The sequence below is a fragment of the Pseudomonas sp. IT-P171 genome (assembly GCF_949767765.1).
In the GTDB taxonomy this organism is placed as follows: Bacteria; Pseudomonadota; Gammaproteobacteria; order Pseudomonadales; family Pseudomonadaceae; genus Aquipseudomonas; species Aquipseudomonas fluorescens_B.
The window spans coordinates 53,565-79,955 of sequence record NZ_CATKQN010000060.1 but is presented as its reverse complement, the minus strand read 5'-3'; the positions used below and the strand labels follow the sequence as shown (position 1 = coordinate 79,955).

Annotated in this window: 20 protein-coding genes; 9 read left to right on the top strand and 11 right to left on the bottom strand. The window is 61.1% G+C overall.

Features of this window, described 5'->3' with window-relative positions; genetic code table 11:
* Positions 1-56: 56 nt before the first annotated feature.
* From ACM6I5_RS29440 to ACM6I5_RS29430, 3 genes are all read right to left on the bottom strand, one after another.
* Positions 57-4,754 carry a dermonecrotic toxin domain-containing protein gene (locus ACM6I5_RS29440; RefSeq protein ID WP_414885204.1) on the bottom strand — a complete coding sequence of 1,566 codons (4,698 nt, stop codon included), beginning with the start codon at positions 4,752-4,754 and terminating at the stop codon, positions 57-59.
* Between the two features lie 183 nt (positions 4,755-4,937).
* The gene (locus ACM6I5_RS29435; protein WP_414885202.1) at positions 4,938-5,657 is read right to left on the bottom strand and encodes a FadR/GntR family transcriptional regulator; all 720 of its coding nucleotides are present in this window, start codon (positions 5,655-5,657) and stop codon (positions 4,938-4,940) included.
* 207 nt (positions 5,658-5,864) lie between these two features.
* The gene (locus tag ACM6I5_RS29430) at positions 5,865-7,601 is read right to left on the bottom strand and encodes an IlvD/Edd family dehydratase (RefSeq protein ID WP_414878258.1); all 1,737 of its coding nucleotides are present in this window, start codon (positions 7,599-7,601) and stop codon (positions 5,865-5,867) included.
* A 194-nt stretch (positions 7,602-7,795) separates the two neighbouring features.
* Between ACM6I5_RS29430 and ACM6I5_RS29425 the strand changes: the two genes are divergently transcribed.
* From ACM6I5_RS29425 to ACM6I5_RS29385, 9 genes are all read left to right on the top strand, one after another.
* Positions 7,796-9,118 (top strand): MFS transporter, encoded by a 1,323-nt coding sequence (locus ACM6I5_RS29425; protein ID WP_017338446.1) that lies wholly within the window; start codon positions 7,796-7,798, stop codon positions 9,116-9,118.
* A 65-nt stretch (positions 9,119-9,183) separates the two neighbouring features.
* Entirely contained in the window at positions 9,184-10,176 is a 993-nt protein-coding gene (araD1, locus tag ACM6I5_RS29420) for an AraD1 family protein (protein ID WP_414885201.1), read from the top strand.
* A gap of 10 nt (positions 10,177-10,186) precedes the next feature.
* Positions 10,187-11,767 carry an aldehyde dehydrogenase (NADP(+)) gene (locus tag ACM6I5_RS29415; RefSeq protein WP_414885199.1) on the top strand — a complete coding sequence of 527 codons (1,581 nt, stop codon included), beginning with the start codon at positions 10,187-10,189 and terminating at the stop codon, positions 11,765-11,767.
* Positions 11,768-11,905: 138 nt separating this feature from the next.
* Positions 11,906-12,202 (top strand): DUF5629 family protein, encoded by a 297-nt coding sequence (locus ACM6I5_RS29410; RefSeq protein ID WP_031318834.1) that lies wholly within the window; start codon positions 11,906-11,908, stop codon positions 12,200-12,202.
* Entirely contained in the window at positions 12,195-13,364 is a 1,170-nt protein-coding gene (locus ACM6I5_RS29405) for a lactonase family protein (RefSeq protein WP_017338450.1), read from the top strand. The genes ACM6I5_RS29410 and ACM6I5_RS29405 overlap by 8 nt, the downstream gene beginning before the upstream one ends.
* Before the next feature lie 155 nt (positions 13,365-13,519).
* A complete protein-coding gene (locus ACM6I5_RS29400; protein ID WP_031318838.1) occupies positions 13,520-13,699 on the top strand; it encodes a hypothetical protein in 180 nt (59 codons plus the stop codon).
* Between the two features lie 211 nt (positions 13,700-13,910).
* Positions 13,911-14,036 carry a hypothetical protein gene (locus tag ACM6I5_RS29395; protein ID WP_017338452.1) on the top strand — a complete coding sequence of 42 codons (126 nt, stop codon included), beginning with the start codon at positions 13,911-13,913 and terminating at the stop codon, positions 14,034-14,036.
* Between the two features lie 115 nt (positions 14,037-14,151).
* Positions 14,152-14,364 (top strand): hypothetical protein, encoded by a 213-nt coding sequence (locus tag ACM6I5_RS29390; RefSeq protein WP_017338453.1) that lies wholly within the window; start codon positions 14,152-14,154, stop codon positions 14,362-14,364.
* Complete coding sequence (locus ACM6I5_RS29385; RefSeq protein WP_017338454.1) at positions 14,361-14,618, top strand: hypothetical protein; 258 nt, start codon at positions 14,361-14,363, stop codon at positions 14,616-14,618. The genes ACM6I5_RS29390 and ACM6I5_RS29385 overlap by 4 nt, the downstream gene beginning before the upstream one ends.
* 149 nt (positions 14,619-14,767) lie before the next feature.
* Here the strand turns inward: ACM6I5_RS29385 and ACM6I5_RS29380 are convergent, their stop codons facing one another.
* The 8 genes from ACM6I5_RS29380 to ACM6I5_RS29345 form a co-directional block, all read right to left on the bottom strand.
* Complete coding sequence (locus ACM6I5_RS29380) at positions 14,768-15,364, bottom strand: glutathione S-transferase (RefSeq protein ID WP_414885198.1); 597 nt, start codon at positions 15,362-15,364, stop codon at positions 14,768-14,770.
* Positions 15,361-19,002, bottom strand: coding sequence for an AAA family ATPase (locus tag ACM6I5_RS29375; protein WP_017338456.1), 3,642 nt, complete (start codon positions 19,000-19,002; stop codon positions 15,361-15,363). Before ACM6I5_RS29375 ends, ACM6I5_RS29380 begins: the two co-directional genes overlap by 4 nt.
* Entirely contained in the window at positions 18,999-20,243 is a 1,245-nt protein-coding gene (locus ACM6I5_RS29370) for an exonuclease SbcCD subunit D C-terminal domain-containing protein (protein WP_017338457.1), read from the bottom strand. Before ACM6I5_RS29370 ends, ACM6I5_RS29375 begins: the two co-directional genes overlap by 4 nt.
* A 265-nt stretch (positions 20,244-20,508) precedes the next feature.
* Positions 20,509-22,149, bottom strand: a complete 1,641-nt coding sequence (locus ACM6I5_RS29365; RefSeq protein WP_017338458.1) for a BatD family protein — start codon at positions 22,147-22,149, stop codon at positions 20,509-20,511.
* Complete coding sequence (locus ACM6I5_RS29360; RefSeq protein ID WP_414878252.1) at positions 22,146-23,882, bottom strand: tetratricopeptide repeat protein; 1,737 nt, start codon at positions 23,880-23,882, stop codon at positions 22,146-22,148. The genes ACM6I5_RS29365 and ACM6I5_RS29360 overlap by 4 nt, the downstream gene beginning before the upstream one ends.
* A complete protein-coding gene (locus tag ACM6I5_RS29355; protein WP_414885197.1) occupies positions 23,879-24,958 on the bottom strand; it encodes a vWA domain-containing protein in 1,080 nt (359 codons plus the stop codon). The genes ACM6I5_RS29360 and ACM6I5_RS29355 overlap by 4 nt, the downstream gene beginning before the upstream one ends.
* The gene (locus ACM6I5_RS29350; RefSeq protein WP_017338461.1) at positions 24,951-25,445 is read right to left on the bottom strand and encodes a DUF4381 domain-containing protein; all 495 of its coding nucleotides are present in this window, start codon (positions 25,443-25,445) and stop codon (positions 24,951-24,953) included. The genes ACM6I5_RS29355 and ACM6I5_RS29350 overlap by 8 nt, the downstream gene beginning before the upstream one ends.
* Positions 25,442-26,386, bottom strand: a complete 945-nt coding sequence (locus ACM6I5_RS29345) for a DUF58 domain-containing protein (RefSeq protein ID WP_017338462.1) — start codon at positions 26,384-26,386, stop codon at positions 25,442-25,444. The genes ACM6I5_RS29350 and ACM6I5_RS29345 overlap by 4 nt, the downstream gene beginning before the upstream one ends.
* Positions 26,387-26,391: the final 5 nt, after the last annotated feature.

Below are 26,391 nucleotides of genomic sequence, written 5' to 3'. Positions count from 1 at the left end.
GCGAAAACAAGAAGCCGCAACCCGGGTTGCGGCTTTTTTATGAGCGATTGAAAAACTCAGCGCGGTTGCAGCGGCAAGAAATCGCGGCTGGCCAGTTCCTTGCTGATGATCCCATGATGAATAGCGATTTGTTGCTTCGGATCTTTTGCCTTGGCCATGGCCGATTCGTAGGTTTCGAAACGTTGCTCCCTGGTTTTCAGGTGCGCCTGGGTGTAGTCAGCCTTGGCATCCTCTGCGTTGGCATAGTGGAAGTGCGCGTACCACCAGGGTTGATTTTCTTTATTCAACAAGACGTACTCCTGCATGAAATCCTTGCGTCCGGTTTTCAGCTGAACCCGTTGGCCGATGATTCGCGCAACCATCGCATTGTTGCGCAGCAGAAACTCCACACCCTCGCTACTGGGCGGCCGGGCGAGGGTCATGCGAGTGCGAAGCTCGCTCGCCTTGGTGTCGAGGTTGCGCGCCTTTTCCCGGAGGCCGTCGATCAGCGAAACGTCGGGAGCCTGGTTGGCCGGAGGACTTTCGTGCTGTTCCAGGCTATCGGCGTACCCGATCAGTTTTTGTGCTTCGCGCTGCAGTTGTTCTTCGATTTCCTTGGGAGAACTGGCGCGTTGGGCGTAACCCTCGATCTTTTGCACGTGTTTATCGGTATCGGCCAAGGCTTTGCGCGCGTCACCCTTGAGCTGCTGATAGGGGCGTGGCGCCTTGGGTGTCGGGGGCCTGACATCGACAACTTCCACCCAGACATTGGGCTCGTGTTCATGAAACGAGGCCAATGGCTTTTCCTCGAAAGGGTCATTGATGTCGACAATGTCTCCTCCCTGGTTGGCGACTCGTTGGCGAAGATCTCCGATAAACGCGCCCTTGGCGGTATTGATAACCCGCTTGCGGCTGGCCCATGAATAAGGACGCTTCACCGGCGGCCTGGGCCCGGATGCAGAAGTGGACGGCTCCTCCGATTGCGGCTGCAGTTGAAGCGCTTCCGCCAGACGTCGCTCGGCATCCACGCGTAGCTGATCAATGAGCTCGCGCAGCCGATTGAACGGGTGTGTTTGCAGTTCATCGGTACTGAAAATGCCAATCGTCTCAAGACCATCCTGGGCCTTGTTGTACTGATCGACCAGGTTGTCCAGTACGGCGATCCGGTCACTGTTGATGTAGGTGTGCTCCGTTTGCAGTTCGGCATGGGAGCGAGACAACAGCAACAGGGGGCTGAGGGTACGTTCGAGCACACTCATGGTATTACTTCCCAGGGCCTTGAGACTGAGCAGGCGTAAGACGCTCAATTGGTAGCTCTTGATTCGCAGTGCCGTCATTTCATCTTCGGGCCTGTTGCCGGTCAGCCGCTTCCAGTACTCCATGCCCAGGCGAGGGATCTGCTTGAGTTCCAGCAGCCGACTGTCTACCTGTTCAAGAAGCTTGATCATGGTTTCGTTGATTTCGGCGGTTTTGCGCATGAACTCAAAGTAGCGATCCAGTATCACGTCACCCTCGCGGGTGATCGCTTCATGCAAATGCCTGACACCCCCTCTCAGGTCTGCGTACTGGCGATCTACAGCTTCGCGCTCCCAGTCAGTAATGACGACCCGTTTGCGAGCGTTGTTGATGAGGTTTTCAGACAGGCTGCACAATTGCAAAGGGTCGGGATCGGATTTGGTCAGTTCGTTCAATTCCCTGATCTCGGCCAACAGCGTGGCGTAGCTTTCGGTCTGTTTGTCCAGTTCATCAACGAAGCGTTGCCTATACGTTGCGCGATCGAGCTCGGTGCTGGCAGGGTCGTTTTTTTTCAGCTGCATCAGGTTCTCGGCAATGTCGACACGCTTCTGCACCCGGGCTTGTTGGTCCACGAACTCCTGGCGATTCAGTTCCAGCAGACTGATGCGTTGTTGCGTCATTTCACGCTGGGCGTTGATTCGCGCGTTGCGCCCGCCGCCGAGCAGTTTCAACCCTTGATCCAGGGTCCAGTGGCCATTGCCATCGGTCTTGAGCTTGATTCCCGGATGATCCGGGTGCTCGGGGTGTATCAGATACGCCTCGCCGAAGCCGGGCACGATACTGACGCGAAACAACAGGCCGGCGACGGTGGCGTGCCATGTGTTGCCGATCCGGTACAAGCCTTTGAAGGCGCCAGTTGTAATAGGCACAGGCAGAGGTGTCGGCCATGGCACCTGGACCTCCCGTAACGTGTCGAACAACCGGGCCGATGCCGAATCGCGAGCGCTCGACAGGTTGAAGTCGAGCAAGGTATTGCCACTGCCCGGCGGCTCGGAAGGCAGACCCGGGGTGTCCTCGATGATGGTCGATTCGGTGGGCCATGTGAATGTCTGTGAAGGCCGGCGCAGGGAGGCGAGGGGGCCCGGAAAATCCGTCGCCGCGCTGTCGGAGAGTGCCGGGGCGCCTTGCTCTCGGGCCACATGCAGCACCAGCAGACCAATGTTCAACAGCACATCGATCCATGCCTGGTTCCGCGCCTTCGGGTCATCACTGTCAAGCGCCGGGAGATCATTGATCAGGCTGTGGGCGATTTGCAGCATCCAGCCCACGACCATGGCGGGGCCGCGCAACAGCGGCAGAATCACGTTGTTGAATACCAGCCAGCCTCCCTCGAGGATGATCGCCCAACGACTCTCGGCATTCGACACCGATTGCCGGTCCGCCAGATCAATCAGTGCACGTGCGTTGTTGACGAACAGACTGGTCAGCAATCGACCTTCTTCCAGTGCGGTGAACCAGTCACCGACTGCTTCGTCGCCTGCGAGAATCGCCGGTTCCGGTTTTTCCGGAGGTGAAAACTCGTCGCCATTATGGAAGTGGACAATGTGGGGTTCGGTGAATCCGTTGTTGTCGTAGACCGGCCGTGCGCGATCCGGCAGCCAGGTCAGCACACTGGTTTGCAACGGGCCGGTTTGCGCAATGGCACTGAGCAGGTCCTGACGGCTGGGGTATTGGTGCAGGGAGTCGGGGTAAAGCGGTCGGAAAAGAATATGCGGGCCGTCCGCCTTCAAGTCTTTCGGCTCGATGATGAACATGTTGCTGACGACATCGCAGGTGGCGCCGGTCCTGCGTTGAAATGCCAAAGGCCTGATGACAATCGACTGCTCCTCAACCATCCGCTCGGCAGCCAGCGGTTGGAACAACGCTTCCACATATCGATAACCCAGGAGGCTGAAGCCGTGCTCACCCTTGATCGAGTGTTCCAGGGCACGCAGCGGCAAATGCAGGCTCAGTTCCAGGCCGAAAAGCCGCAGGCGCTCCCTGGCTTCGGGGTTCTGCCCAAGCAGTTGCGCTTCGAGGTACTCGGGGTAGTGTTTTCCGACATCGACCCGACTCACCAGATCCAGTAAATAGGCCTCGGTGGTCCAGTCTTGAATCAGTTGGTTCCCGGTGTGGCGGATGGTCATCCGGCCTCTGGGTTTGCCGGCGAGATTGTTGATTGCCAGATCGGTCAGCGACATTTGCACGGGTTCGAGGTAGCCGCTGCCCAAGTCGCCGACGGGCACATGAAAGGTCAGTTCCAGCTCATCGGACTTGTAGCCGGGTGCGAGGGGCTGGTCCTTGAGCATTTGCGCGTGCAGTGCATTTCTGGCGAACGTGCGAAGGTCAACGACGCCGTCGCGCAACGAGCGTCCCTGCGTCTGTTGTTGGGTGCTGGCCATTGATAACGTGTGTTTGCGCCACGCCATACGACCTGTGTCGCCCGCGCCCCGCAACCATTCGGGAATCGTCGCTTGCAAGGGCTGAAGGTTTGTCGGGTGGTTCTCGCTGGTGATAAACCGTGCGGCGACATCGGTGATCGCGTCAAACTGCTTTTCAAGGTCAGCCAGGCTTCGGCGTGCAGGCAGTTTGAGCGACTCCAGGTCTTGCAGTTGCCGGTTCAGCAGCAGGGCCGCCTGGGTATCAAAGAGGTTGCCGTCCGGTGCAAAACGCTTCCACGTGATGGCGTCAGCCATGAAGTCCTGCTGAAGCCGCGCGCTCCATGCCGTGCCAAAGGCTTGCCGGGTCGGGAAGGACTCGATATCGCCGGTCACGCTGCACAACAAATGGGTATCGCCGCAAATCACCAGGATATCCGGGGTCTGCAGCGTGATAGTCACGTCGCCTCTGCTCAACGTGACTTGAAGCGTGCAGGCTTCAATAGCACCTTTGGCCCAAGGTCGCTGAAGGCGTTGACGTTTGTCGGGTTGGCGGGCCAACTCCATGAGGATTTCGGCCTGCGACGCATTATTCGTCGCAAGACGCGTCGCGGAGGTTTTCAACACGCCGGCGAGCAGATCCCCCAGCCATTGCCAGCGGCTGACGCCGGTCTGGTCTTTTTCGTTCCAGCAGTCGGTCAATGATTCCTGAGCGCCGATATAGAGAATGTCGGGTAACTCGCGAATGACTTCCGCGATCACTTGCAGGTCAGGCAGCCGCGATGTCGTGTTGTTGACGGCGAGTCGTGCAGGGGCACGGTTGGTCAAAAAGCAGCTGCGACCGAATTGCTCGCTGAAATCGGGGAATGTACCGCTGGCCAGAAACTCAAGCACCACGTCAATAAGCGGTGTGAGCCGCCAGGCTCCACCCGGGATCGGTTGGGCAATCCTGGTTCGGTCAGGATCGAATGCCAGTTGCGGGTATTTTCCCAGAATACCGTCCTTGAGCATGCGGGCGGTTTGCGAGCGTAATGTCGGCCGGGTGTTGAATCGGGTGCGGACCGCACGCGCGATGATGTCGGTGTTGCTTGCGGTGGCGGGCGGTGATGCAGGTGTGGGCATGATGCAATCCTTTGCATGAGTGGTTGCTCAACGTAAAACCGAATCGAAAGGGATGTGCGGTAGCGGGTTACCGCACATTGATCGATTCGATCGGCATGAAGCATGCGTTCAGGCCAGAAACAGAAAAGCCGCAACCAGGGTTGCGGCTTTTTGTATCTGGAACTCTGCAAGGGGATCGCGTTTTTATGACGGATCGGCGCCCAACACCACATTCAGCGCACTGCGCGCATCATCCAATTGCACCAGCGTCGCGTGCCGTGCACCCAGCGCATCGCGGTTCTCGATGGCCGTGAGAATCGCCTTGTGCCGTGGCAGTGCAAGCTCATGCAGATTCGGACGCTGGTTGGAGTGCTTCAATGCTTCGGCGATCGCCACCGACAGCATGTTGCACAGGTTCGCCAACAGGTCGTTGTGGGTGGCATCGGCGATGCGGCTGTGGAAGTCCAGGTCCGGTTGCAACAGGGCTTCAGGCGTCGGCGCGGCTTCCATGCGTTGGTAGGCTTCACCGATGGAGGCGATGTCTGCGTCGGTGGCGAACTGCGCGGCGAGGGCCGCCGCTGCCGGTTCGATGATGCTGCGCACACTGGTCAGCAAATCGAAGAACTGATTCTGCGGGCTGCTTTGCATCAGCCAGTGCAGCACGTCCGGGTCGAGCATGTGCCATTCCTTGCGCTGCTTGACCACTGTGCCCACTCGCGGACGGGAATACACCAGGCCTTTGGCGACCAACACGCGAGTGGCTTCGCGCAGCACCGGCCGGCTGACCGCGTATTCCTCGCACAACAGGGCTTCGGCGGGCAACTTGTCGTCCGGTTTGAAGCGTCCCGAGACAATCTGCATGCCCAGTTCCTGGACGATGCGCGAGTGCATGCTTTTGCGGTCGGAGGGTTTGCGGTAATCCATGGGGAACGGCGCGATCCTGTGCGATGGAGGTGCCGCGCATGATAGCAGGCGTGGCGGGCATTCATCAGATTCGAAATCTGCGAATGCCTTGTGGCGAGGGAGCCTGTCCGAGAAAACGCAGCTGTGAGTATTGGGGCCGCTTCGCGGCCCAACGGGAGCAAGCTCCCTCGCCACAGGTTCTGTTGTGGTTGCAGAGTTCTCAGGGGGTTAATGCGAGTGGCGTGGCACCTCGGAACCACGGCAACCGACCAGGAAGTCAAAGTCACACCCCTGATCCGCCTGTAGCACATGGTCGATGTACAGCTGGCGATACCCGCCGACGATCAGGTTTTGCGGCGGTTGCAGATCGGCCATGCGCGCCGCCAGTTCCGCATCCGGAATGTCCAGGTGCAACCGGCCATTGGCGCAGTCCAGCTCGATCCAGTCGCCTTCCTTCACTGTCGCCAAAGGCCCGCCGGCCGCCGCTTCCGGTGCCACATGCAAAACGACTGTGCCATACGCCGTGCCGCTCATGCGCGCATCGGAAATGCGCACCATGTCGGTCACGCCTTGCGCCAACAGTTTGGCCGGCAAGCCCATGTTGCCGACTTCGGCCATGCCCGGATAACCCTTCGGTCCGCAGTTCTTCATCACCAGAATCGAGTTGGCATCGACGTCCAGCTCGGGGTCGTTGATCCGCGCCTTGTACATGTCGAAGTTTTCGAACACCACCGCGCGCCCTCGGTGCTGCATCAATTCGGCACTGGCGGCGGACGGTTTGAGTACGGCACCGAGCGGCGCAAGGTTACCGCGCAATACGCAGATACCGCCGTCGGCGCGGATCGGGTTGTCGAGGGTGCGGATCACTTCGTCCTGGCCGTAGATCGGCGCGTCCTTGGTGTTTTCGCCGAGGGTCTTGCCGTTGACGGTCAAGGCATTCGGATGGGGGATCAGGTTGGCTTCGCCGAGGCGACGCAGCACCGCAGGCAAACCGCCGGCGTAGTAGAACTCTTCCATCAGGAAACGCCCGGACGGTTGCAGGTCGACGATGGTCGGCATGCCGCGACCGATGCGGGTCCAGTCGTCCAGGTCCAGTTCGACGCCGATGCGCCCGGCGATGGCTTTCAAATGGATCACCGCGTTGGTGGAACCGCCAATGGCCGCGTTCACACGAATGGCGTTTTCGAAGGCTTCCTTGGTGAGGATTTTCGACAGCCGCAAGTCTTCGCGAACCATCTCCACTGCACGCATGCCGGACATGTGCGCCAGTACATAACGGCGCGCATCCACCGCCGGTATCGCCGCGTTGTGGGGCAGGGAAGTGCCGAGCGCTTCAGCCATGCAGGCCATGGTCGACGCGGTGCCCATAGTGTTGCAGGTGCCCGCGGAGCGGGACATGCCACCCTCGGCGGCGAGGAAGTCATCGATGGTGATGGTGCCGGCCTTGACCTGTTCGCTGAGCTGCCAGACCACGGTGCCCGAGCCAATGTCCTGGCCCTTGTGTTTGCCGTTGAGCATCGGCCCGCCGGTGACCACGATCGCTGGCACGTCGCAACTGGCGGCGCCCATCAACAAGGCCGGGGTGGTTTTGTCGCAGCCGGTCAGCAGCACCACGCCATCGATGGGGTTGCCGCGAATGGCTTCTTCAACGTCCATGCTCGCCAGGTTGCGGGTGAGCATGGCGGTCGGGCGCAGGTTCGATTCACCGTTGGAGAACACCGGGAATTCCACCGGGAAACCACCGGCCTCGATCACGCCGCGTTTGACGTGTTCCGCAATCTGGCGGAAATGCGCGTTGCACGGGGTCAGTTCCGACCAGGTGTTGCAGATGCCGATGATCGGCTTGCCGTGGAACTGGTGGTCGGCGATGCCCTGATTCTTCATCCAGCTGCGGTACATGAAGCCGTTCTTGTCGGCCGTGCCAAACCATTGGGCGGAGCGCAGGGTGGGTTTCTTATCAGACATGATCGATTCTCTTATTGTATGACTATATTGTTCGAGCTGAGGCGTAACATAAGCGCAATTTCGCCGCTTTGGAAGTGTTGCTTGCTTAAATAGTATTACTATATAGTCGGGCTCAACGGAGGGATGGCCCTGGCGGTTTTCCGCGAGAGGTGTCCCCCGAGGTTCTATAACAACAACAATCGGAGACCGATCTCATGAGCCAGGAACTGCGGCTTATACGTCGCATCACGCTGAAACTGATTCCCTTCCTGATCCTGCTGTACCTGATCGCCTATGTGGATCGCTCCGCCGTAGGCTTCGCCAAGCTGCACATGGGCGCCGACATCGGTATCGGCGACGCGGCTTACGGCCTCGGTGCCGGGTTGTTTTTCATTGGTTACTTCCTGCTGGAAATCCCCAGCAACCTGATGCTCGAGCGCTTTGGCGCACGGCGCTGGTTTGCGCGGATCATGGTCACCTGGGGTGCCATCACCATCGGCATGGCGTTCGTCCAGGGACCGCACAGCTTTTATGTGATGCGCTTTCTGCTGGGCGCCGCCGAAGCCGGGTTCTTCCCGGGCGTTCTGTACTACATCACCCAATGGTTCCCGGTTCGCCATAGAGGCAAGATCCTCGGCTTGTTCATCCTGTCCCAACCGATCGCCATGCTGATCACCGGCCCGGTGTCCGGCGGCCTGCTGGGTATGGACGGCATTCTTGGCCTGCATGGCTGGCAGTGGCTGTTCATCGTCATCGGCACCCCGGCGATCCTGCTGACCTGGCCGGTGCTGCGTTGGCTGCCGGATGGTCCGCAACAGGTGAAGTGGATGGATCAGCCCGAGAAAGACTGGCTGGCCGGCGAGCTGAAAAAAGACCTGGAAGAATACGGCCAGACCCGACATGGCAATCCGTTGCATGCGCTCAAGGACAAACGCGTGTTGCTGCTGGCGTTGTTTTATCTGCCGGTGACCCTGAGCATTTATGGGCTCGGCCTGTGGCTGCCGACGCTGATCAAACAGTTCGGCGGCACCGACCTGGTCACCGGTTTCGTGTCATCGGTGCCGTACATTTTCGGGATCATCGGCTTGCTGATCATTCCGCGCAGTTCCGATCGCTTGAATGATCGCTACGGCCACCTAGCGGTGCTCTATGTGCTGGGTGCCATCGGCCTGTTCCTCAGCGCCTGGCTGACGGTGCCGGTGCTGCAACTGGCGGCGTTGTGCCTGGTGGCGTTCGCTCTGTTCTCCTGCACGGCGGTGTTCTGGACCTTGCCCGGCCGGTTCTTTGCCGGCGCCAGCGCGGCGGCGGGGATTGCGTTGATCAACTCGGTGGGCAACCTCGGCGGCTACATCGGCCCGTTCGTGATTGGTGCGCTGAAGGAATACACCGGGAACCTGGCGTCGGGGTTGTACTTCCTTTCGGGGGTGATGGTGTTCGGGTTGGTGTTGACCGGCGTGGTTTATCGGTTGCTGGAGCGTAAGCATGTGCTGCCGGCCGACCAGTTTGCTGCCAGCGCACGTGGTGCCACCCGCACCTGACAAGAAAGAAACAATCACCGCCGCTGCCATAGGGCCGTGGTGTTCTGAACAATAGGAGAAGTCTCATGCGTCTGGTTCAATTCGAATTGATTAACGGCGAGCGCCGCGTCGGTGTGGTCGAGGACGATCGGGTCCGTGAAGTACAAGACGCGCGCACGGTGCGCGATGTGGCACTGGCGGCGATCGAGGCCGGCGTCAATCTTGAGCAGCAGGTACGAACCCAGGGCCTGGGCATCAGCCATGACTATGCACAACTGCTGGCCGAACTGCGCATCCTGCCACCGCTGGACCATCCGGACCCTGCGCACATGCTTGTCAGCGGCACCGGCCTGACCCATTTGGGCAGCGCCTCGGCGCGGGACAAGATGCATCAGCAGGCCGGCGACGAAGCGGCGATGACCGACACCATGCGCATTTTCAAATGGGGCGTGGAGGGTGGCAAACCGGCAACGGGGCAGGCCGGCGTACAACCAGAGTGGTTCTATAAAGGCGACGGCAGCATCGTCGTGCGCCCCGGCCATCCGTTCCCGCTGCCACCCTTCGCTGAAGACGCCGGCGAAGAGCCCGAGCTCAGCGGCCTCTACGTCATCGGCCACGATGGCAAGCCGTATCGCCTCGGGTTCGCAGTGGGCAACGAGTTCTCCGACCACGTCATGGAACGCAAGAATTACCTGTACCTGGCCCACTCGAAATTGCGCAGTTGCAGTTATGGCCCGGAATTGCGGGTCGGTGAACTGCCGGAACATCTGGCGGGCACCAGCCGCATTTTGCGTAACGGCGAAGTGCTGTGGCAGAACGAGTTTCTCAGCGGCGAGGCCAACATGTGCCACAGCCTGGAAAACCTCGAGTACCACCATTTCAAATACAGCCAGTTCCTGCGTCCGGGGGACGTGCACATTCACTTCTTCGGCACCGCGACCCTGTCCTTTGCCGACGGTATCCGCACCCGACCGGGTGACGTGTTCGAAATCAGTCAGGCCGAGTTCGGCGCACCGTTGATCAACGGTATTGCACCGGTTGCAGCGGCGTTCGAGCCCGGCACCATCGGCACTCTTTAAGGAGACATGCATGACCCGGATTCTTGGTCACAACTACATCGGCGGCCAGCGCTGTGCCGCCGGCGCCGTCAAACTCCAGAGCATCGACGCCAGTACTGGCGAAGCGTTGCCTTACGATTTCCTCCAGGCCACGCCGGAAGAAGTGGATGCCGCCGCCACGTCTGCCGCTGCCGCTTACCCGGCGTTTCGCAGCTTGAGTGCCGAACGCCGTGCGCAGTTTCTCGATGCCATTGCCGACGAACTCGACGCCTTGGGCGATGAATTTGTCGCCGTGGTTTGCCGCGAAACCGCGTTGCCCGCAGCGCGCATTCAAGGCGAACGCGGTCGCACCAGTGGTCAGATGCGCCTGTTCGCCAAGGTCCTGCGTCGCGGTGATTTCTATGGTGCGCGGATCGATCGGGCATTGCCGGATCGCAAGCCGTTGCCACGCCCCGACCTGCGTCAGTACCGCATCGGCCTCGGCCCGGTTGCCGTGTTTGGCGCGAGCAATTTCCCCCTGGCCTTTTCCACTGCCGGTGGCGACACCGCTTCAGCCCTGGCCGCCGGTTGCCCGGTGGTGTTCAAGGCCCACAGTGGTCACATGGCGACGGCCGAGCAGGTTGCGGATGCGATCATCCGCGCCGCCGAAAAAACCGGCATGCCGGCCGGTGTATTCAACATGATTTACGGCGGCGGGGTCGGTGAAGCGCTGGTCAAGCATCCGGCGATCCAGGCCGTCGGTTTTACCGGTTCGCTCAAGGGTGGTCGAGCCTTGTGCGACATGGCTGCAGCCCGTGCGCAGCCGATCCCGGTGTTCGCCGAGATGTCGAGCATCAACCCGGTGATCGTGTTGCCGCAGGCGCTGGAAGCCCGGGCTGAAACCGTCGCCCGTGACCTGACGGCTTCGGTGGTTCAAGGCTGTGGCCAGTTCTGCACCAACCCTGGCCTGGTGATTGGCATTCGCTCGCCGCAGTTCAGTGCATTCGTGCAGCAGGTGGCGGGGTTGATCAACGATCAGCCGGCGCAAACCATGCTCAATGCCGGGACGTTGAGCAGCTATGGCAAAGGCCTGCAAAAACTCCTCGCGCATCCGGGCATCGAGCATCTGGCCGGCCAGGCGCAACAGGGCAACCAGGCCCGGCCGCAACTGTTCAAGGCTGATGTCAGCCTGCTGATCAATGGCGACGAGGTGCTGCAAGAGGAAGTCTTCGGCCCGACCACGGTGTTTGTCGAAGTGGCGGATCAGGCGCAACTCAGCGCCGCGTTGAACGGGCTGCACGGGCAACTGACGGCGACGATCATTGGCGAATCAACCGACTTCGAACAGTTCGGTGAACTGACAGCGTTGCTGGAACAGAAGGTTGGGCGGATCTTGCTCAACGGCTATCCGACTGGCGTCGAGGTGTGTGATTCGATGGTCCATGGCGGCCCGTACCCGGCGACGTCCGATGCGCGTGGCACGTCGGTGGGCACGCTGGCGATTGACCGTTTCCTGCGGCCGGTGTGCTTCCAGAATTACCCGGACAGCTTGCTGCCGGAGGCTTTGAAGAATGGCAATCCGCTGCGCATTCAGCGGTTGGTGGATGGCCAGCCTTCGCGTGAGGCCCTCTAACGGCTAAACACCCATCCCTGTGGGAGCGAGCAGGCTCGCTCCCACAGTTGTTCGGGGTGTACATGCATTCTGCGCCCGACTCAGGCTACCCCCACATTAAGCTATCATTGCGTCTTTCCCCTTCAAAGATTGACTGCCATGACTGCCTCAACCGACACCTTGCTCAGCACCCTCGAACACTGCGACATGGTGGAAATCGACGGGCTGCATGCCTTTGAATTCTCCCTCGATGAAGACGACAACCTGCACATCGAATGCATGGACGGCCGTGCCGCAAAACGTTGGGAGTTCACCCCGGCGCAGATCCAGGCTGCGATCTTTGATCCTGCCTTGCAGAGCTGGGTCATCACCGGCAATTCCGGAGAGCATCGACTGGTGTGCATGACCGCTTTCCGCGGTGATGATGACGAGGATGAAGTGAATGAGGATGCGTAATCTCTGGCCACTGTTGATGGCTGGCAGCGTCGGCGCCATGGGCGTTCAGACGGCAGCGGCCGATCAATATCAGTTGTTGGTGGGGTCGTACACCGCCGGCCAGAGCCAGGGCATTTACCGCCTGAATTTCGACAGCGCCACCGGGCAGATCGACGCCAGGCCCCTGCAGGTGGTCAAGAGTGAAAACCCGTCCTGGCTGACCCTGTCCAACGATCAGCGCTATCTGTTCGCGGTCAACGAAAACGGCCCTGGTCAGAAAGACCCGGTCGGGCGCGTCAGCAGTTATGCGATCGATTCGAAGACCCATGAACTGAGCCTGATCAATCAGGTGCAGAGCCTGGGCAACGAGCCGACCCATTCGAGCCTCAGCGGCGATGCCAGCCATTTGTTCGTCAGCAATTACTCCGTGGCTGAAGATCCGGGCGGCACGTTGGCGGTGTTGCCGGTGGGCGCCGATGGCAAGCTCAAAACCGTCGTTCAGATGAGCAGTCACCCGTCCAGCCGGGTCAACCCCGAACGGCAGATGTCGGCACATGTGCATTCGACGGTGTCCTCGCCAGATGGCAAGTTTGTGTTCTCCAATGATTTGGGGGCGGACAAGATCTTCGTCTATCGTTTCGATCCGAAGGGCAACCCGGACTTGCCGTTGACCCCGGCGACACCGGCGTCGGTCCAATTGCCGCCCGGCAGCGGGCCGCGGCACTTGCTGTTCAGCGCGGACGGCAAGCACGCCTGGCTGACCATGGAAATGAGTGCGCAGGTCGCTGTGTTCGATTACCGGAACGGCACGCTCGAGCAAACGCAGATGGTCGATTTGGCGGCCGGGCAACCGACGTCGGACAAGGCGGCCGCTGCGTTGCATGCCTCAAGGGATGGCAAGTTCCTCTATGTCAGCAATCGCGGAACGGCCAATCAGCTGCTGGTGTTTGCCATCGACCCAGCCACCGGCCACCTCAAGGAGCTGCAACGCCGTTCGGTGGAAGGTGATCACCCGCGCGAGTTCAGCCTCGACCCCAGTGGCGGCTTCGTGCTGATCGGTAATCAGAAGAGCAACCAGATTGTCGTGGTCGAACGCGATGCCAAGAGCGGTCTGCTGGGTAAAACCGTGCAGAAACTGCCGATGGATGCCCCGAGCGACCTCAAGTTCGTGGTGCGTCAATAGGCCGCAGGCCCCGGTTGATGGGGCCTGCCTCCTTCTATTAATGACGCTGATATCTGCTAATGCTACAAAAGATTTCAAGGCGCCAGCCTCGACGGTTAAGTTTGCTTCACGGCCCCACCGGGCAAGCAAGCCAACTGACTTCGAGGAATACCGCCATGAACTTCAATCTTTTCTCTGTAATCGCCGCTTCCGCTATTTCTGCCACCGTTGCTCTGCCTGCCAGCGCCAACGTTGAAATCAGCGACAAAAAATCCCACACCCAAAGCTACACCCAGAAATACCTGCAACAGAGCGCCAACTTCTACGCCGCGCTGGATCACAAAACCCAAGCCTGAAAGCCTGGCCCTGCACCCTTTATGCAGGAGCGAAGTCACTTGCGCCGATCAAGCTGAAAAGCTTCGAGAACGCCTGAGTGATGTCGCTCCTGCATAACGCGTTTACGACAGCATCATATTGCTATCAATGCATTGCTTGATATCACATAGCCATGAGTTTAAATTTGACGCTGACTTATTGACTCCTTCTCTAATAAAAAGGATCGACAGCATGGCGATGCGTCTGGCCGTGGCACTTCTGTTCCTCTATTCGACCCCCATTTTATCGGCAGCAACGCCCATCCCAGGCGAGCCCGACGCAGCGCGTGAGCGCATGATTAGTTTTATTGAAGGCTGAAATAGACTGGCTTAATGATCAACGAAGCTGATGCTTACTATGGATAACCTTGAGTGGTTGTCACGGCTTTTTTGATCGATTCTGTGGGCACTGAAACATGCCCACGGAGAACATCATGGCCAGCACAATCCTCACTTCAGCCAAATACGGCGCCTACCTGGCCATCGGTCTTTACGTGGCGCTGGTGTCGGTCGTCAGCATTACCGCGCAATCGCAGCACGAATTCGAAGCACCGATTCAGGTCGCTTATCCCGCCATCCAGTTCGAACACCGTGTGCAAAACGCCGTGGTCGATCACGCAGACGTGGCGGGAGTGGCAGGGGCATGAAAGGGGTCAGACTCTGGATCATCGCCTTGCTGGCGTTCATGACCAATGGCTCATCCCTGTTGGGAATCGGGCAAGCCTCCGCAGGCTCTGTCGCGCGGTCGATCGAAGCCAATCACAACATGGCTCACAACATCCAGACCGCCAAGGCTCTGGGCCTGCTGGCCGGTAATCCGCCGATGAAACGCCCAGGCGATTTCTTCGGGCCGTTCCAGATTGATTGCTCGGTGCTGCAGATGTGTGAGGTGTTTGCTTGAATCGCGAACCGACGCGGTCGATTGTGGCGAGGGAGCTTGCTCCCGCTCGGCTGCAAAGCAGTCGTAAATCCAGAAGCTCGATGTGGCTGACGAAAAGAAGGGCCGCTTCGCAGCCCAGCGGGAGCAAGCTCCCTCGCCACAGGGGGTTGCTACTTGGCCATAATTGCGCAGAACAGGTCTGACTCCAAAAACCGTTGCAACCACGCCTGCAAACGCCGATAGGGCGTCTGCCCGAACCACTCGCGATCCACATGGGCGAATTGCCGAATGAACGGCATCAGCGCAACATCCGCCAGGCTCGGATGGTTCGCCAACAAATAGTCGCGCCCCTCCAGCAACTCATCCAGCTTGCGCAAGAACACCTCGCCCTCGGCGCGATAAAATTCCATCGGCTGCTCGGGGTAACGCTCGGCGTACTTGTAGCGATTCAGATGCACCTTGAACGCCTGATCGTTCTCTTCGATCAGCGCAGCGATCTGCGCTTGCGCCGCAGGATCCCCGGTGAGCAACCAATCCTGAGGATCGTGCTGCGCCAGCGCCCAGCGCATGATCGACAGGCTTTCATCGATCACTCTACCGTCCACACTCAGCACCGGCACCGTGCCTTTGCTCGACAGCGCCAGCATCTCGGCAGGCTTGGCCTTCAGGCTGACCTCGACGATGTTCACCGCAACCCCCGAGTAACGCAGGGCCATCCGCGCCCGCATCGCGTACGGGCAGCGGCGGAAGGAGTACAGCGTATTCATTTCACCTCCAGCGTACTCAGACCGTTGCCCTGGCGGTGGACCTGAATCTGTACCGGAATCCGTTCGTGCATTTCCTGAACGTGGGAAATCACCGCGACCTTGCGGCCCTGCGCCTGCAAACCGTCGAGGGCATCCATGGCCAGTTGCAGGGATTCCGGGTCAAGGCTGCCGAAGCCTTCGTCGATGAACAGCGATTCGATTTTCAGCGTGCTCGACGCCATCGACGCCAGGCCCAATGCCAGTGCCAGGGAGACGAGGAAGGTTTCGCCGCCGGACAACGAATGCACCGAACGCAGTTCGTCGCCCATCTCGGTGTCCATCACCAGCAACCCGAGCATGCTGCCGCCGCGCTTCAAGCGATAGCGCCGCACCAGTTGCCGTAGCTGGACGTTGGCGTGATGCACCAGCAGGTCGAGGTTGTAGGCCTGGGCGATCTTGCGGAAGGTGTCGCCGCTGGCGGAACCGATCAGCGCATTCAGGCGCGCCCAACGCTGGTACTCGGTGTAGGCGTCGGCGATCTGTTGGGTCAACGCCTGATTGGCGTTTTGTCGGCGCTGATCCTCGGCCTGTTCAGCGCGCAGTTCGGCGCAACGGTGCTCGCTGGCGGCAAACTGGCCTTGCAGTTCGTTCAGGGCGGTAGCCAGTTGCTCGGCATCGAGATTGCCGTTGTGCTGCGCCTGGTGAAGGGTCAGGCGTTTATCGCGCTCCTGTAACAACACCTTGGCTTGTTCGATGGCTTTTTCGTTGTGCTGCAACCGTTGGCGCAGTTCGCTGACCTGTTGGTCGTCGACGCTCAGCAACTGCTCCAGGCCGCCGTCATCCAGTTCCGGATGCAAGGCGCGCCAGTCGGCGATCTTCGTGTTCAGTTCGCGGTCTTCGGCTTCCAGGGCGATCAGGCGGTCTTGCTGCGCTTTCAGTTCCGCCGCCAGTTGCACCAGCCGTGTGCGTACGGATTGCAGTTCCTGATTCGCAGCCGTTTCGGCATGGCGCGCCTGTTCGACAGCCTGATCCAGCTGCTGCTGCCACTGTTCGGCGCTGCTGTGGGAGCCGAGCAATTGCGTCAGTTGTTGCTGGCAGGCCTGTTGCTGCTCGGCGAGGGCAGAGAATTGTTGCTGGGCCGCTTCCAGCTGCTGGACGCGGGTCAGTTGACGATCCTGTTCCTTCTCCAGCGTCTGCTGGCGTTGTTGCTGTTCGCTGAGTTCGTCGCGTTGCTGATCGAGTTGTTCCAGGCGCTGGGCGATCTGCCGGTCGAGCTGCATGAAGGTAGCGGCAGGCTCATTGCGCAAGGCGTCCAGTGTGTCGGCCGGGAGCAGGGTGCTGAACGCGGTCAGTTCTTCGTCCAGACGCTGGCGATCATTGCTTAGTTCGCGTTGCTGATTGGCCAGATGCTGGGCTGCCTGCAGGCTCGCGGTTTCAGCGCTGCGCAGTTGCTGTTGAAGGCGCGCGGCGTCCTGTTGCAGGGTGAGCAGGGCGGTTTGCCGCTGTTCGTCCTGGGTGATGCTTTGGTTCAACTGGCTGTTTTGCTGGTTCAGCCAGGCATCGCGTTTTGCGCTGTCCTGAGAGAACAACTGCGCCGACAGCGGGTGCGCATCGAGGCTGGGGGCCAGGTTCTGCTGCTGTGCGACGAGCTGTTCCTGCTGCTGCAGCAACTCCTTTTGTTGCGCAATCACACCGCCGACTTCGGTGCGCAGGTCGGTGAGTTTTTCCTTGAGCAAATCCACCGCTTTCTGTGCGTTGGCCTGTTCGCTTTCATCATGGCGACCGAGGCTTTGCAATAGCGCCTCGGGCTGATGATAAGGATGGTCCAGGCTGCCGCAAACCGGGCACGGCTGATCATCCTGCAACTGCTCGCGCAGTTCTTCCACGCTGGCGCTGCGGGCCAGGCGCTGGCGTTCCAGCAGTTCGCGAGTCACCGTCAGGGTCTGTTCGGCGACGGTCAATTCGTTTTTGGTTTTCACCCCGTCCTGGGTCAGGCGGTCACGTTCCTGCTGGGCAATGGTTTGGCGTTGCTGCAGTTCCGCGATGCGCTTGTCCAGCTCCTGCTGGCTGGCCCACAGACGCGTCAGTTCCTCAAAGCTGCGCAGTTGCTTGCGATTGTCTTGCAACAGATTGCCCAGCAACTGGATCTGTTCGGCCACCGCTTCCGGCTCGGCGCCGGCCTCTTTGTAGAGCACTTCCAGGTTTTGTTTTTGCGTGGCCCATTCTTCGGCGGCACGGCTGGCGTTGAGTTCCAGTGACGCCAGTTCGGCCTGCCCCTTGTTCAGGCGATTGCCGATCAGCATCAACTGCTGAAGACGGTCGCGGTAGGCGTTCCAGGCGTCGCTGAGCGGCGCAAGATGGGTGCTTTGCTCAAGCTCGGCAGCAATCCGTTGCAGACGCTCGGCGACCCGATTCTGCTGATCGAGCAAACCTTGGATTGTCTGTTGGCCTTCAGAGCAGGCCAGTTCTGCCTGCTGCTTGAGGTCGGCACTGAGGCCGGTGTCCTTGATCAGGCGGGCGAGGGTGCTTTGCGCCTCAAAGGCCTGACGCAGCAGTGGCACACTTGATGTGTGTTGGCTTTGCGCCTCGACCAGCGCGGTTTGCGCGGCGCCCAGACTGTGTTCGAGTTGCGTCTGACGCGCCTGCAACTCCTGTTCTTGCCGGGTGTGCTGCTGAATCTGCTCAGCCAGCGGCGTGAGGCGGGCACTGAGTTCGGTCTGACGGGCGAACTGGTGCCGTTGGGGCGCCAGGTGTTCCAGGCGCGTCAGCTTCAAGCGTTCGCCGGCCAGGCTTTCCCAATCCTGTTGGGCGCTGGTCAGTTGTTCGGTGGCGCTGAGCTGTTCGTCCTGCAACTGGCGCAGCTCTTTCAGCCACGTGTGTTGCAGCTCTAATTGCTTGAGTTGCGCCTGTTGGTTTTTGAGTTGCTGCTGCGCCTCATTGAAGCGTTCATCCAGCTCCGCACGGGCTTCGGGCGCCAGCGGTGTGACGCCGGTGGCTTGATCCAGCAACAGCTTGTGGGTTTCGCGGGCCTCTTTGGTCTTGTCGAACGCGCGGCGACCCAGGCGCGTATACAGCGCAGTGTCGGTGAGTTTTTCCAGCAGTTCGCTGCGCTCGTTGTCATTGGCCTTGAGGAACGCACTGAACTCACTCTGGGCCAGCAACACGGCGCGGGTGAACTGCTCGAAGTTCAAACCGAGGACGGATTCGAGCTGGGCCTTGAACTCGACTTTCTGACTGGCCAGCAGCTGATCCAGGTCGATGTCGCGCAAACTTTGACGGCTGGCTTGCAGCTTGCCGCCGGCCTTTTCCCGGGCGCGATTGGCTTCCCAGCGAGCGCGGTAGCGGCGGCCATCGATGCCGACGAAATCCACTTCGGCATAGCCTTCACCGGTGCCGCGACGCAGCAGTGTGCGAGGGTCGCCGGTGCTGATCTCGCCGTCGGCGTCTGGCGCCTTGGCCGACACTTGAGCGTTGCTCAGTCGTGGCACGGCGCCGAACAGCGCCAGGCACAAGGCATCGAGCAAGGTGCTTTTGCCGGCGCCGGTGGGCCCGGTGATCGCGAACAAACCGGCGCTGGCCAGCGGTTCGGCGGTGAAGTCGATTTCAAACGGCCCGGCCAACGAGGCGAGGTTTTTCAGGCGGATCGCGAGAATTTTCATGGCTGTTCGCTCTCCATCTGCACGTCCTGCAACAACTCGGCAAAGTCTTGCAGCGTTTGCTCGTCGACCTCGCTGCCGTAGTTGTCCAGCCAGGCGCGGCTGAACAGTTCCTGAGGGGTGAGTTGGTCCAGTTCGATCAGGGGGGCGCCGTCATCGACGCCATCGCGACTGCCGTTGCCCGCGTACTCAGCGGCGATGCGCACCAGGCGCACGGCTTTGCCTTGCAGGGCCGATTCCACCTGGTGGCGCAAATCAGGTTGCGGCTCATCCAGGCGAACCCGGACTTCCAGCCATGGCTGACGCTGAATATCCGCCAGCAGATCGATGTTCGGCAGGTCGGCAAGTTGCAGGAGGATATCGGCCAAGGGCGCGGGGCCGACGCGTTGCAGGTTCACGGCGCGGGGAATCAGTTTCGGCTCCACGCTGACCAGGGTTTCGCCGTCGAGCTGGATATCGAGAATCTGATGCTGATAGCCGATTTCGGAGAACGACAATGGAATTGGCGAGCCGCTGTAGCGAATGCGCTCTTCACCGTTGACCTTCTGCGGCTTGTGCAAATGACCGAGGGCGACGTAGCTGATGCTCGGGCCGAACAGGCTGGCAGGCAGCGCTTCAGCATTGCCGATGATCAGGCTGCGCTCGGAGTCTTCCGACACCGAGCCGCCGGCCATGTGCGCATGACTGATGGCAATCAGCGCCTGGCCCTTCTTGCGCTTGGCGTTGGCGGCTTCGATCAGCCATTCATGAACCTGGCCGATCCCGCGCAGATAATTGTCGCCCAGATGCGCGCCGGTCACTTCGGCAGGCCGCAGGAACGGCAGCGCCAGGCACCAGGCGACAGTTTTGCCCTTGGCGTCCGGCAGTGGCAGCAGCAAACGCTCGGCGTCGAGCTGCCCGTCATCCAGCCACAACACACGACCCAGAGCGTGGGTACGCAAACGACGCATCAGCGGTGCGGGCAGTTCGATGCGCGAACCTGAATCGTGGTTGCCGGCGATCATCACGATGGTCAGCTTCGGTTGTTGTTCATGGGCGCTGACGATGAAGTCGTAGAGGCGCTCTTGGGCTTTGACCGGTGGATTGACCGTGTCGAAGATGTCGCCGGCGATCAGCAGCACATCGGGCTGGTCCAGCTTCAACTGGCGCAACAGCCACTCGAGGAAACAACCGTGCTCGAAATCACGGTCCTGGCCGTGCAGGTTCTGCCCAAGGTGCCAGTCGGAGGTGTGAAACAGACGCAAGGCGAGCTCCGTAGGGAATGAGGTAATAGCCGCGAGGAAAATGACAGCGGCGAAAAGGGGGAGAGTTTACGGGTAAACACATTTGATCGCTCGATGGATCTGATCAAGCCGAAACCTGTGGCGAGGGAGCTTGCTCCCGCTGGGCTGCGAAGCAGACCCCTTCAATCTTTCTGATACACCGAGTCGCCTTGATTTACGACTGCTGCGCAGTCGAGCGGGAGCAAGCTCCCTCGCCACAAAAGCTCTCTTCATCTCAGGGCAGTGTTTATTTGGGATAAAGCGGCGGCAGGCCACTGTCGCCGACCGGATCATGAACCCGCTCGGCAATCGGGATCGCCTTGATCGCGCGCCACAACTCTTCTCCCTGCCAATGCTGGCCAGTTTCGCTGTACAGCGCCCCGTTCAAACCATCCAGCGCGTCCGATAACGGCACAAATCGCGCCGCCATGTCGGCCAGGGTTTCCGGTTGTTGCCGGGCCCAGGCGTCGAGGGCCTGACGGGTGGCGTGGGGGTCGTTGGCCTGGCAGGCGCGCTTGAGGTCGTCGAGCACGGTGCGCGGGCTCGGGCCGGCCTGGGCTGCGCGCAGGATCGCCGGTTGCCAGCGGGCGCGCCACCAGAGGCCAAAGCCCAGCAGAGTGGTGCAGGCCAGCATCACGGTGCTGAGTTTCCACCACCAGAGTGCTTCGTTGTCGGCAGCGGAAATGACCGTCGGCATGCCCGCCGGGCTATCGACCATCAATCCCGGATTGTTCGCTACTTGCAGGGTCCGGGCCGGCAGGCTGGTGTGCTCCAGGTGATCCTCGAACGTGTTCCACCAGACGACCTCCACCGCCGGCAACTCGACGTCACCGTCGCGAACAGGCACCAGCGCCTCACGGTCCTCACGGCTGCCGATCAGGCCGCGCTCGCTGTTCTGGTTGACCAGCACCGGCTGATCCGGATAACGGCGCAAGCCATTGACATCGGTCACCGGCAACGGGGGCAGTTGAGAACTGGCCAGGCCTTCCGCCCTCAAGGTCAGGCTGCGAGTCAGCGAATCGCCCACCTGCGCGTGATCCGGCTCAGGGTTCCAGCTCTCGCTCAAGCTCAGGCTGCGGGCCGGTAACCAAGGCACGTCAGCCGGATAGGTGGCTGGTTTTGCCTTGACGGTCAGCGGCAGTTGGGCCGAGCTGACGCGCATCAGTTTGCCAGACTTCGGCACCTGGGATTCGGCGTCCTGGGCCGGCTGGGCGTCGACCAGCGTGGCGCTGAAAATCTGCGCCGGAATGATCAACTGGCCGCTGTGTTGCGGGTAGATCGCGTAGCGCAGTTCAATCACGCCATGGCGCAGGCCGTTGATGTCTTTTTCGTATGTCCGCGACTCACCCAGTTGCTCGATGCGCGCATCGGGAATCTGCAACGGGGTCAGGCTGCTGTCGTCGTACAGCGAAACGGAATGGTAGATGCGCAAGGTCAGGATCGCCTGGGCCTGCACGTACACGCTGCTCTGATCGAGGCTGGCGTCGATGAACACCGGCGCCAGCTTGTTCTTGCTGTCCTGGGTTTCGCTTTCTACCACTTGCAGGGTAATCGGCTGGCTTTGCGCGTCGCCCAGTTGCAACGTGGGAATCACCACGCTGCCGTTCTGGCGCGGCAGCAGGGTGATGATCCAGCGGGTGGTGGCGCGGTTGTCGCCGTTAATGGTGGTCAACTGGTTGACCTGGCGGGTGCCGCGAACGTCGAACAGCGGCTCCAGCGCCGTCAGGTCGGGCTTGCCGAACTGCGTCACGTCGTTGGATTCCAGGGTCAGCTCGACCGTCTCGCCGGAGTTCAGGCGACTGCGATCGACACTGGCGACCAGCCCCGCAGCCTGGGCCTGAACCGTCCAGAGAAACATGGCAAGCAAGAAAGCGGTGAAGCGGGTCATCGAGTTTTTTCCTGATCCTGATGTTGTTGCTGTTCGTACCAGAATTTGCGTCTGAGCAATTCACCCGGATCATCCGGAATCTTGCGCAGCCATTGCTCCAGCGCCTGACGCTGTTCGCCATCGATGGCATCGCCGGCCGGGCGCAATGGCGGGGTGGTGCTTTGTTCGTCGCCCAACTCACTGCCGGGCACTTCATTGGTGCCGGGGCGCGGGGCTGTCGTATCCGACTGTTCCGCATCGGGTGTAGCCGTCTGGGCGTCGGACTTCGGTTCGCCACTGTTCGACGGTTGGGTGGCGGCGCCGGGCGGCGGTTCCTGCGGGGTTCCGGTCTCGTCGCCTTCGGTTTTGTCCGGCTCGACGGGGGCCGGTGTGTTTTTCTGTTTGAGCAGATTTTCCACCAAGGCCTTGTTGGTCTGCGCCGGGCGCAGGTCTGGTTGACGTTCCAGCGCCTGTTCGTAAGCATCCAGCGCGGCTTCCAGCTCTCCGCTCTTTGCCAGCGCGTTGCCACGATTGTAGTGGGCGTGGGCGTCATTGCCTTCGGCGAACCGCTGGGCGGCGCCGCTGTAGTCGCCGGACTCATAGAGCGCGACGCCCTGCCATTGTCGATCTTCGAAGTGTTGCGCGGCTTCGGCGGGGCGCTTCTTCTTGAGCAGGTGCAGCCCCTGTTGATCCGGGCGCAGCCACAAGTCCTCAAAGTCGAAGGCGTAGCTCGGTTGCGGAAACAGGAACAGCAACGGCAGGCAGAACAACCAGCCGCGACGACCGGCGCAGGCTGCCAACAGCAGCAATGGCAACAACAGCCAGTAACCCTGATCGGCCCAGGTATCGAGGCGCAAGGTCTGGCCGTCGTTGCGCAGATGGCGTGGACCGTCGAGCAGGCCGAGGGCGCGCAGGTCGGCGTCGTCCAGCCCCCCATGGCGATAACGCCCGTCGAGGCCGTTGACGAACGCTTTCAGGCTCGGCTCGTCCAGATGCGGGACCAGAATTGCGCCCTGATCGTCCTTGAGGAAACTGCCGTCTTCCTGCGTGATTGGCGCACCTTCGGCGGTGCCGATGCCGAGCATCAGGAATTCTGTCGACTTGCCGTCCAGCGCCTGCTGAATCCCTTCGCGTTCCAGGTCGGTCAAGGACGAGCCGACCAGCAGGATCCTGCCGTCACCCAAGGCACTCTGAGTCAACAGCGCAAGGGCCTTGTTCACCGCAAGGTCGGCGCGATGGCCGGCCAGGGGCATCAGCGACGGTTTGAGCGCATCCAGCAGATTACGACTGGTGGAGAGGTCATCCGACAGCGGCACCAGCGTGTGCGCGCTGCCTGCGTAGACAACAATGGCGGTCTGCGCGTCGCTGCGATTCTGCAGCAGGTCGAACAGCTTGCGCCGGGCCTGTTCCAGCCGGTTAGGCGTCACGTCGGTGGCGAGCATTTCCGGGGTCAGCTCCAGAATAACCACCAGCGGGTCGGCCGGTTTCTGACTGGTTTGCTCGACACGCTCCCAGCTCGGTCCGAGCAGCGCCAGTATCGTTAACAGCCACGCTACGCCGAGCGCGACCCACGGCAGTTTGCTCTCGCGTCCGTTGCCGCCACTGAGCAGCGCGGAATGAAAGGCGGGTGGCAGAATCATCTGCCAGCGACCGGCGCGCTTCTGCCGATGCCAGAGCTGCCAGAGCAACCAGCCAAGCAGCGGCAACAGCAGCAGCCACCAAGGGCGGAACCAGTAAGGCCACAGTTCGCTCATCGGCGCCTCCGCAGGCGCAGGCGCTTGAGCCGTTGGCGCCAGTCAGGCAATGGTGTCTGCAAGAACAGATCCCTGGTAAACAGACGCTGCAACGGGTTGTCCGGCCAGCGTTCGCGGATGACCAGCAGCATGCTCAACAGCAGCGCTATCGCCAGCGGCCAGTGATACAACGTCTGGGCCGGACGGGCCTGGGTCGGTTGTTGAGTCACCGGCTCCAGTTGATCGAGAGTTTCCTTGATCGCTTGCAACTCCTTGCCGTCGCGAGCGCGGAAATACTGGCCGCCCGTGGCGGTGGCGATGGCCTTCAACGCAGGTTCGTCGAGGTCCAGGCTCGGGTTGATCCCGAGGAATGCTGCGGTGCCGCTGTCCTCGGGATCGGCGCCGATGCCGATCGGGTAGATTTTCACGCCTTCATTGGCCGCCAGCCGCGCTGCCGTCAGCGGGTCGATTTCGCCGCCGTTATTGGCGCCGTCCGTCACCAGAATCAGCACGCGGCTTTGCGCCGGACGCATGCGCAGGCGTTTGATCGCGAGGCCGATAGCGTCGCCGATGGCGGTGTTCTTGCCGGCGATACCGATGCGCGCTTCGTCGAGCCAGACCCGCACAGTGCGCCGGTCAAACGTCAGGGGTGCCTGCAGATACGCCCGGCTGCCGAAGAGGATCAGGCCGACACGGTCGCCTTCGCGACTCTCCAGAAAATCACCGAGCAAATGTTGCACCAGCGTCAGGCGGCTGACTTCATCGTCTCGCCACTGCATGTCGGGGAAGTCCATGGAGCCGGAAACGTCCACCGCCACCAGCAGGTCACGGCCACTGGCGGCAATGGGTAACGGTTCGCCGAGCCACTGCGGGCGCGCCGCGGCGATCAGCAAAAACAGCCACAGCAGCATGAACGGCGCTTGCTGGCGCCAGGCCGGCAGATTGGCCCGAGCGCGACGCCGGGCCAGGCCTTCGAGGTCGCTGAGGAAACTGACTTTGAGCGCCGGTTCGCCGCTGTCGGCCACCGGCAGCACGATGCGCATTAACCAGGGCAGCGGCAGCAGGGCGAAGATCCAAGGCCAGGCGAACTCAAACATGTTTGCGAATCCACGTGTCGACGGCTTGCGTCAGGCCGGCGATGGCCTTGTCGTCGAGTTTGCATTCGGGTTTGTAGGCGCCTTCGACCAACACCATCCAGCGCGTCAGGCCGGCGGCCGGGCAACGGTTGTCGAGGAATGCCAGCCATTTGCGCCCGTTGAGGGTGTGGCTCTGGCTGTAGGGGTAATGGTTGCGGCACAGGCGTTTGAGCAGGCCGTTGAGCTGCTGCAGCCAGGCGCCGGCCGGTGCGCCGTCGTACGGTTTGGGCATCAACGCCAGTTCCGCCAGTGCGGCGAGGCGTACCGGGTCCAGCGGTTGTTCGGCACGCACGATGGGGCGCTTGTTGGGCAGGAAGCGCCGCGCCTTCCACAGGCCGAAACCGATCAGCGGCAGCAACAACAGCAACAACCACCAGCCCGGCGCGGGTGGCCAGAAGCCTGGTGGAGGAGGGGAAATCAGCGGTTGCAGTTGATCGAGGCTGCTCATCGATGTTTCCCCGGCTTCTGCGGGTTCAGGTACTCGCGCAGTTGTTCGACCATCTCGCTCTGGGTGCTCAGGGGCATCAACAATACGCGAAGCTTTTGCGCGAGCAATTCCCAATGGGCGATGCGCGCTTCAGCCTGGGCGCGGTAGGTCTGGCGCAAGTCGAAATTCAGCGTGTCGAGTTCCAGCTGCGCGCCGCGTTCGACAAACCGCAAAAGGCCGGCAGCGGGCAGGGCGTGGTCCAGTGGATCGGACAGCGGCAGCAGCAACAGGTCGCAATGGCGGGACAGCAAGCTTAGTTGCTGTTCGGAGCCCTCGGTCAACGCGCGCTCGTCGCAGATCACGATTACCAGGCTGCCGGGGCGCAGCACCTCCCGGGCACGACGCAGGGCCAGGTTGAGGGCATCGCGGTTCTGTTCGCTTTCGGTGTGCAACGACTGATTGACACGCACCAGTCGGTTGAGAAATTGCAGCAGGCTTTGTTTGCTGCGCCGGGGCTTGATTTCGTAGTGTTCGGTATCGCCGAACACCAGCCCGCCGACGCGATCATTATGGCCGAGCGCAGCCCAGCCAATCAGGCTCGCGGCCTGGGCGGCGAGCACCGATTTGAACATCAGCCCTGAACCGAAAAACAGCCGTCGGCTTTGCTCGACCATAATGAAAATCGGTCGCTCGCGTTCTTCATGGAACAGCTTGGTGTGCGGCTCCTGTGTGCGGGCGGTGACGCGCCAGTCGATGCTGCGTACGTCGTCGCCGGCCTGATAGACCCGCACCTGGTCGAAGTCCACGCCACGGCCACGCAGCTTGGAGTGGTGCAGGCCGATCAGCGGGCTACGCTGGCTCGGCGTGGAAAACAACTGCACTTCACGCACACGATGGCGCATCTCGATCAGCTCGGCGAGGCTGACGCGGATGCCCGGCTCGGGCGGCAGGATGGCGTTCATCGGGG

What these genes read in the sequence shown, in the direction of transcription:
- ACM6I5_RS29440 (WP_414885204.1), bottom strand. Translation starts at nt 4,754, where the DNA reads ATGCCCACACCTGCATCACCGCCCGCCACCGCAAGCAACACCGACATC.
- ACM6I5_RS29435 (WP_414885202.1), bottom strand. Translation starts at nt 5,657, where the DNA reads ATGGATTACCGCAAACCCTCCGACCGCAAAAGCATGCACTCGCGCATC.
- ACM6I5_RS29430 (WP_414878258.1), bottom strand. Translation starts at nt 7,601, where the DNA reads ATGTCTGATAAGAAACCCACCCTGCGCTCCGCCCAATGGTTTGGCACG.
- ACM6I5_RS29425 (WP_017338446.1), top strand. Translation starts at nt 7,796, where the DNA reads ATGAGCCAGGAACTGCGGCTTATACGTCGCATCACGCTGAAACTGATT.
- araD1 (WP_414885201.1), top strand. Translation starts at nt 9,184, where the DNA reads ATGCGTCTGGTTCAATTCGAATTGATTAACGGCGAGCGCCGCGTCGGT.
- ACM6I5_RS29415 (WP_414885199.1), top strand. Translation starts at nt 10,187, where the DNA reads ATGACCCGGATTCTTGGTCACAACTACATCGGCGGCCAGCGCTGTGCC.
- ACM6I5_RS29410 (WP_031318834.1), top strand. Translation starts at nt 11,906, where the DNA reads ATGACTGCCTCAACCGACACCTTGCTCAGCACCCTCGAACACTGCGAC.
- ACM6I5_RS29405 (WP_017338450.1), top strand. Translation starts at nt 12,195, where the DNA reads ATGCGTAATCTCTGGCCACTGTTGATGGCTGGCAGCGTCGGCGCCATG.
- ACM6I5_RS29400 (WP_031318838.1), top strand. Translation starts at nt 13,520, where the DNA reads ATGAACTTCAATCTTTTCTCTGTAATCGCCGCTTCCGCTATTTCTGCC.
- ACM6I5_RS29395 (WP_017338452.1), top strand. Translation starts at nt 13,911, where the DNA reads ATGGCGATGCGTCTGGCCGTGGCACTTCTGTTCCTCTATTCGACCCCC.
- ACM6I5_RS29390 (WP_017338453.1), top strand. Translation starts at nt 14,152, where the DNA reads ATGGCCAGCACAATCCTCACTTCAGCCAAATACGGCGCCTACCTGGCC.
- ACM6I5_RS29385 (WP_017338454.1), top strand. Translation starts at nt 14,361, where the DNA reads ATGAAAGGGGTCAGACTCTGGATCATCGCCTTGCTGGCGTTCATGACC.
- ACM6I5_RS29380 (WP_414885198.1), bottom strand. Translation starts at nt 15,364, where the DNA reads ATGAATACGCTGTACTCCTTCCGCCGCTGCCCGTACGCGATGCGGGCG.
- ACM6I5_RS29375 (WP_017338456.1), bottom strand. Translation starts at nt 19,002, where the DNA reads ATGAAAATTCTCGCGATCCGCCTGAAAAACCTCGCCTCGTTGGCCGGG.
- ACM6I5_RS29365 (WP_017338458.1), bottom strand. Translation starts at nt 22,149, where the DNA reads ATGACCCGCTTCACCGCTTTCTTGCTTGCCATGTTTCTCTGGACGGTT.
- ACM6I5_RS29360 (WP_414878252.1), bottom strand. Translation starts at nt 23,882, where the DNA reads ATGAGCGAACTGTGGCCTTACTGGTTCCGCCCTTGGTGGCTGCTGCTG.
- ACM6I5_RS29355 (WP_414885197.1), bottom strand. Translation starts at nt 24,958, where the DNA reads ATGTTTGAGTTCGCCTGGCCTTGGATCTTCGCCCTGCTGCCGCTGCCC.
- ACM6I5_RS29350 (WP_017338461.1), bottom strand. Translation starts at nt 25,445, where the DNA reads ATGAGCAGCCTCGATCAACTGCAACCGCTGATTTCCCCTCCTCCACCA.
- ACM6I5_RS29345 (WP_017338462.1), bottom strand. Translation starts at nt 26,386, where the DNA reads ATGAACGCCATCCTGCCGCCCGAGCCGGGCATCCGCGTCAGCCTCGCC.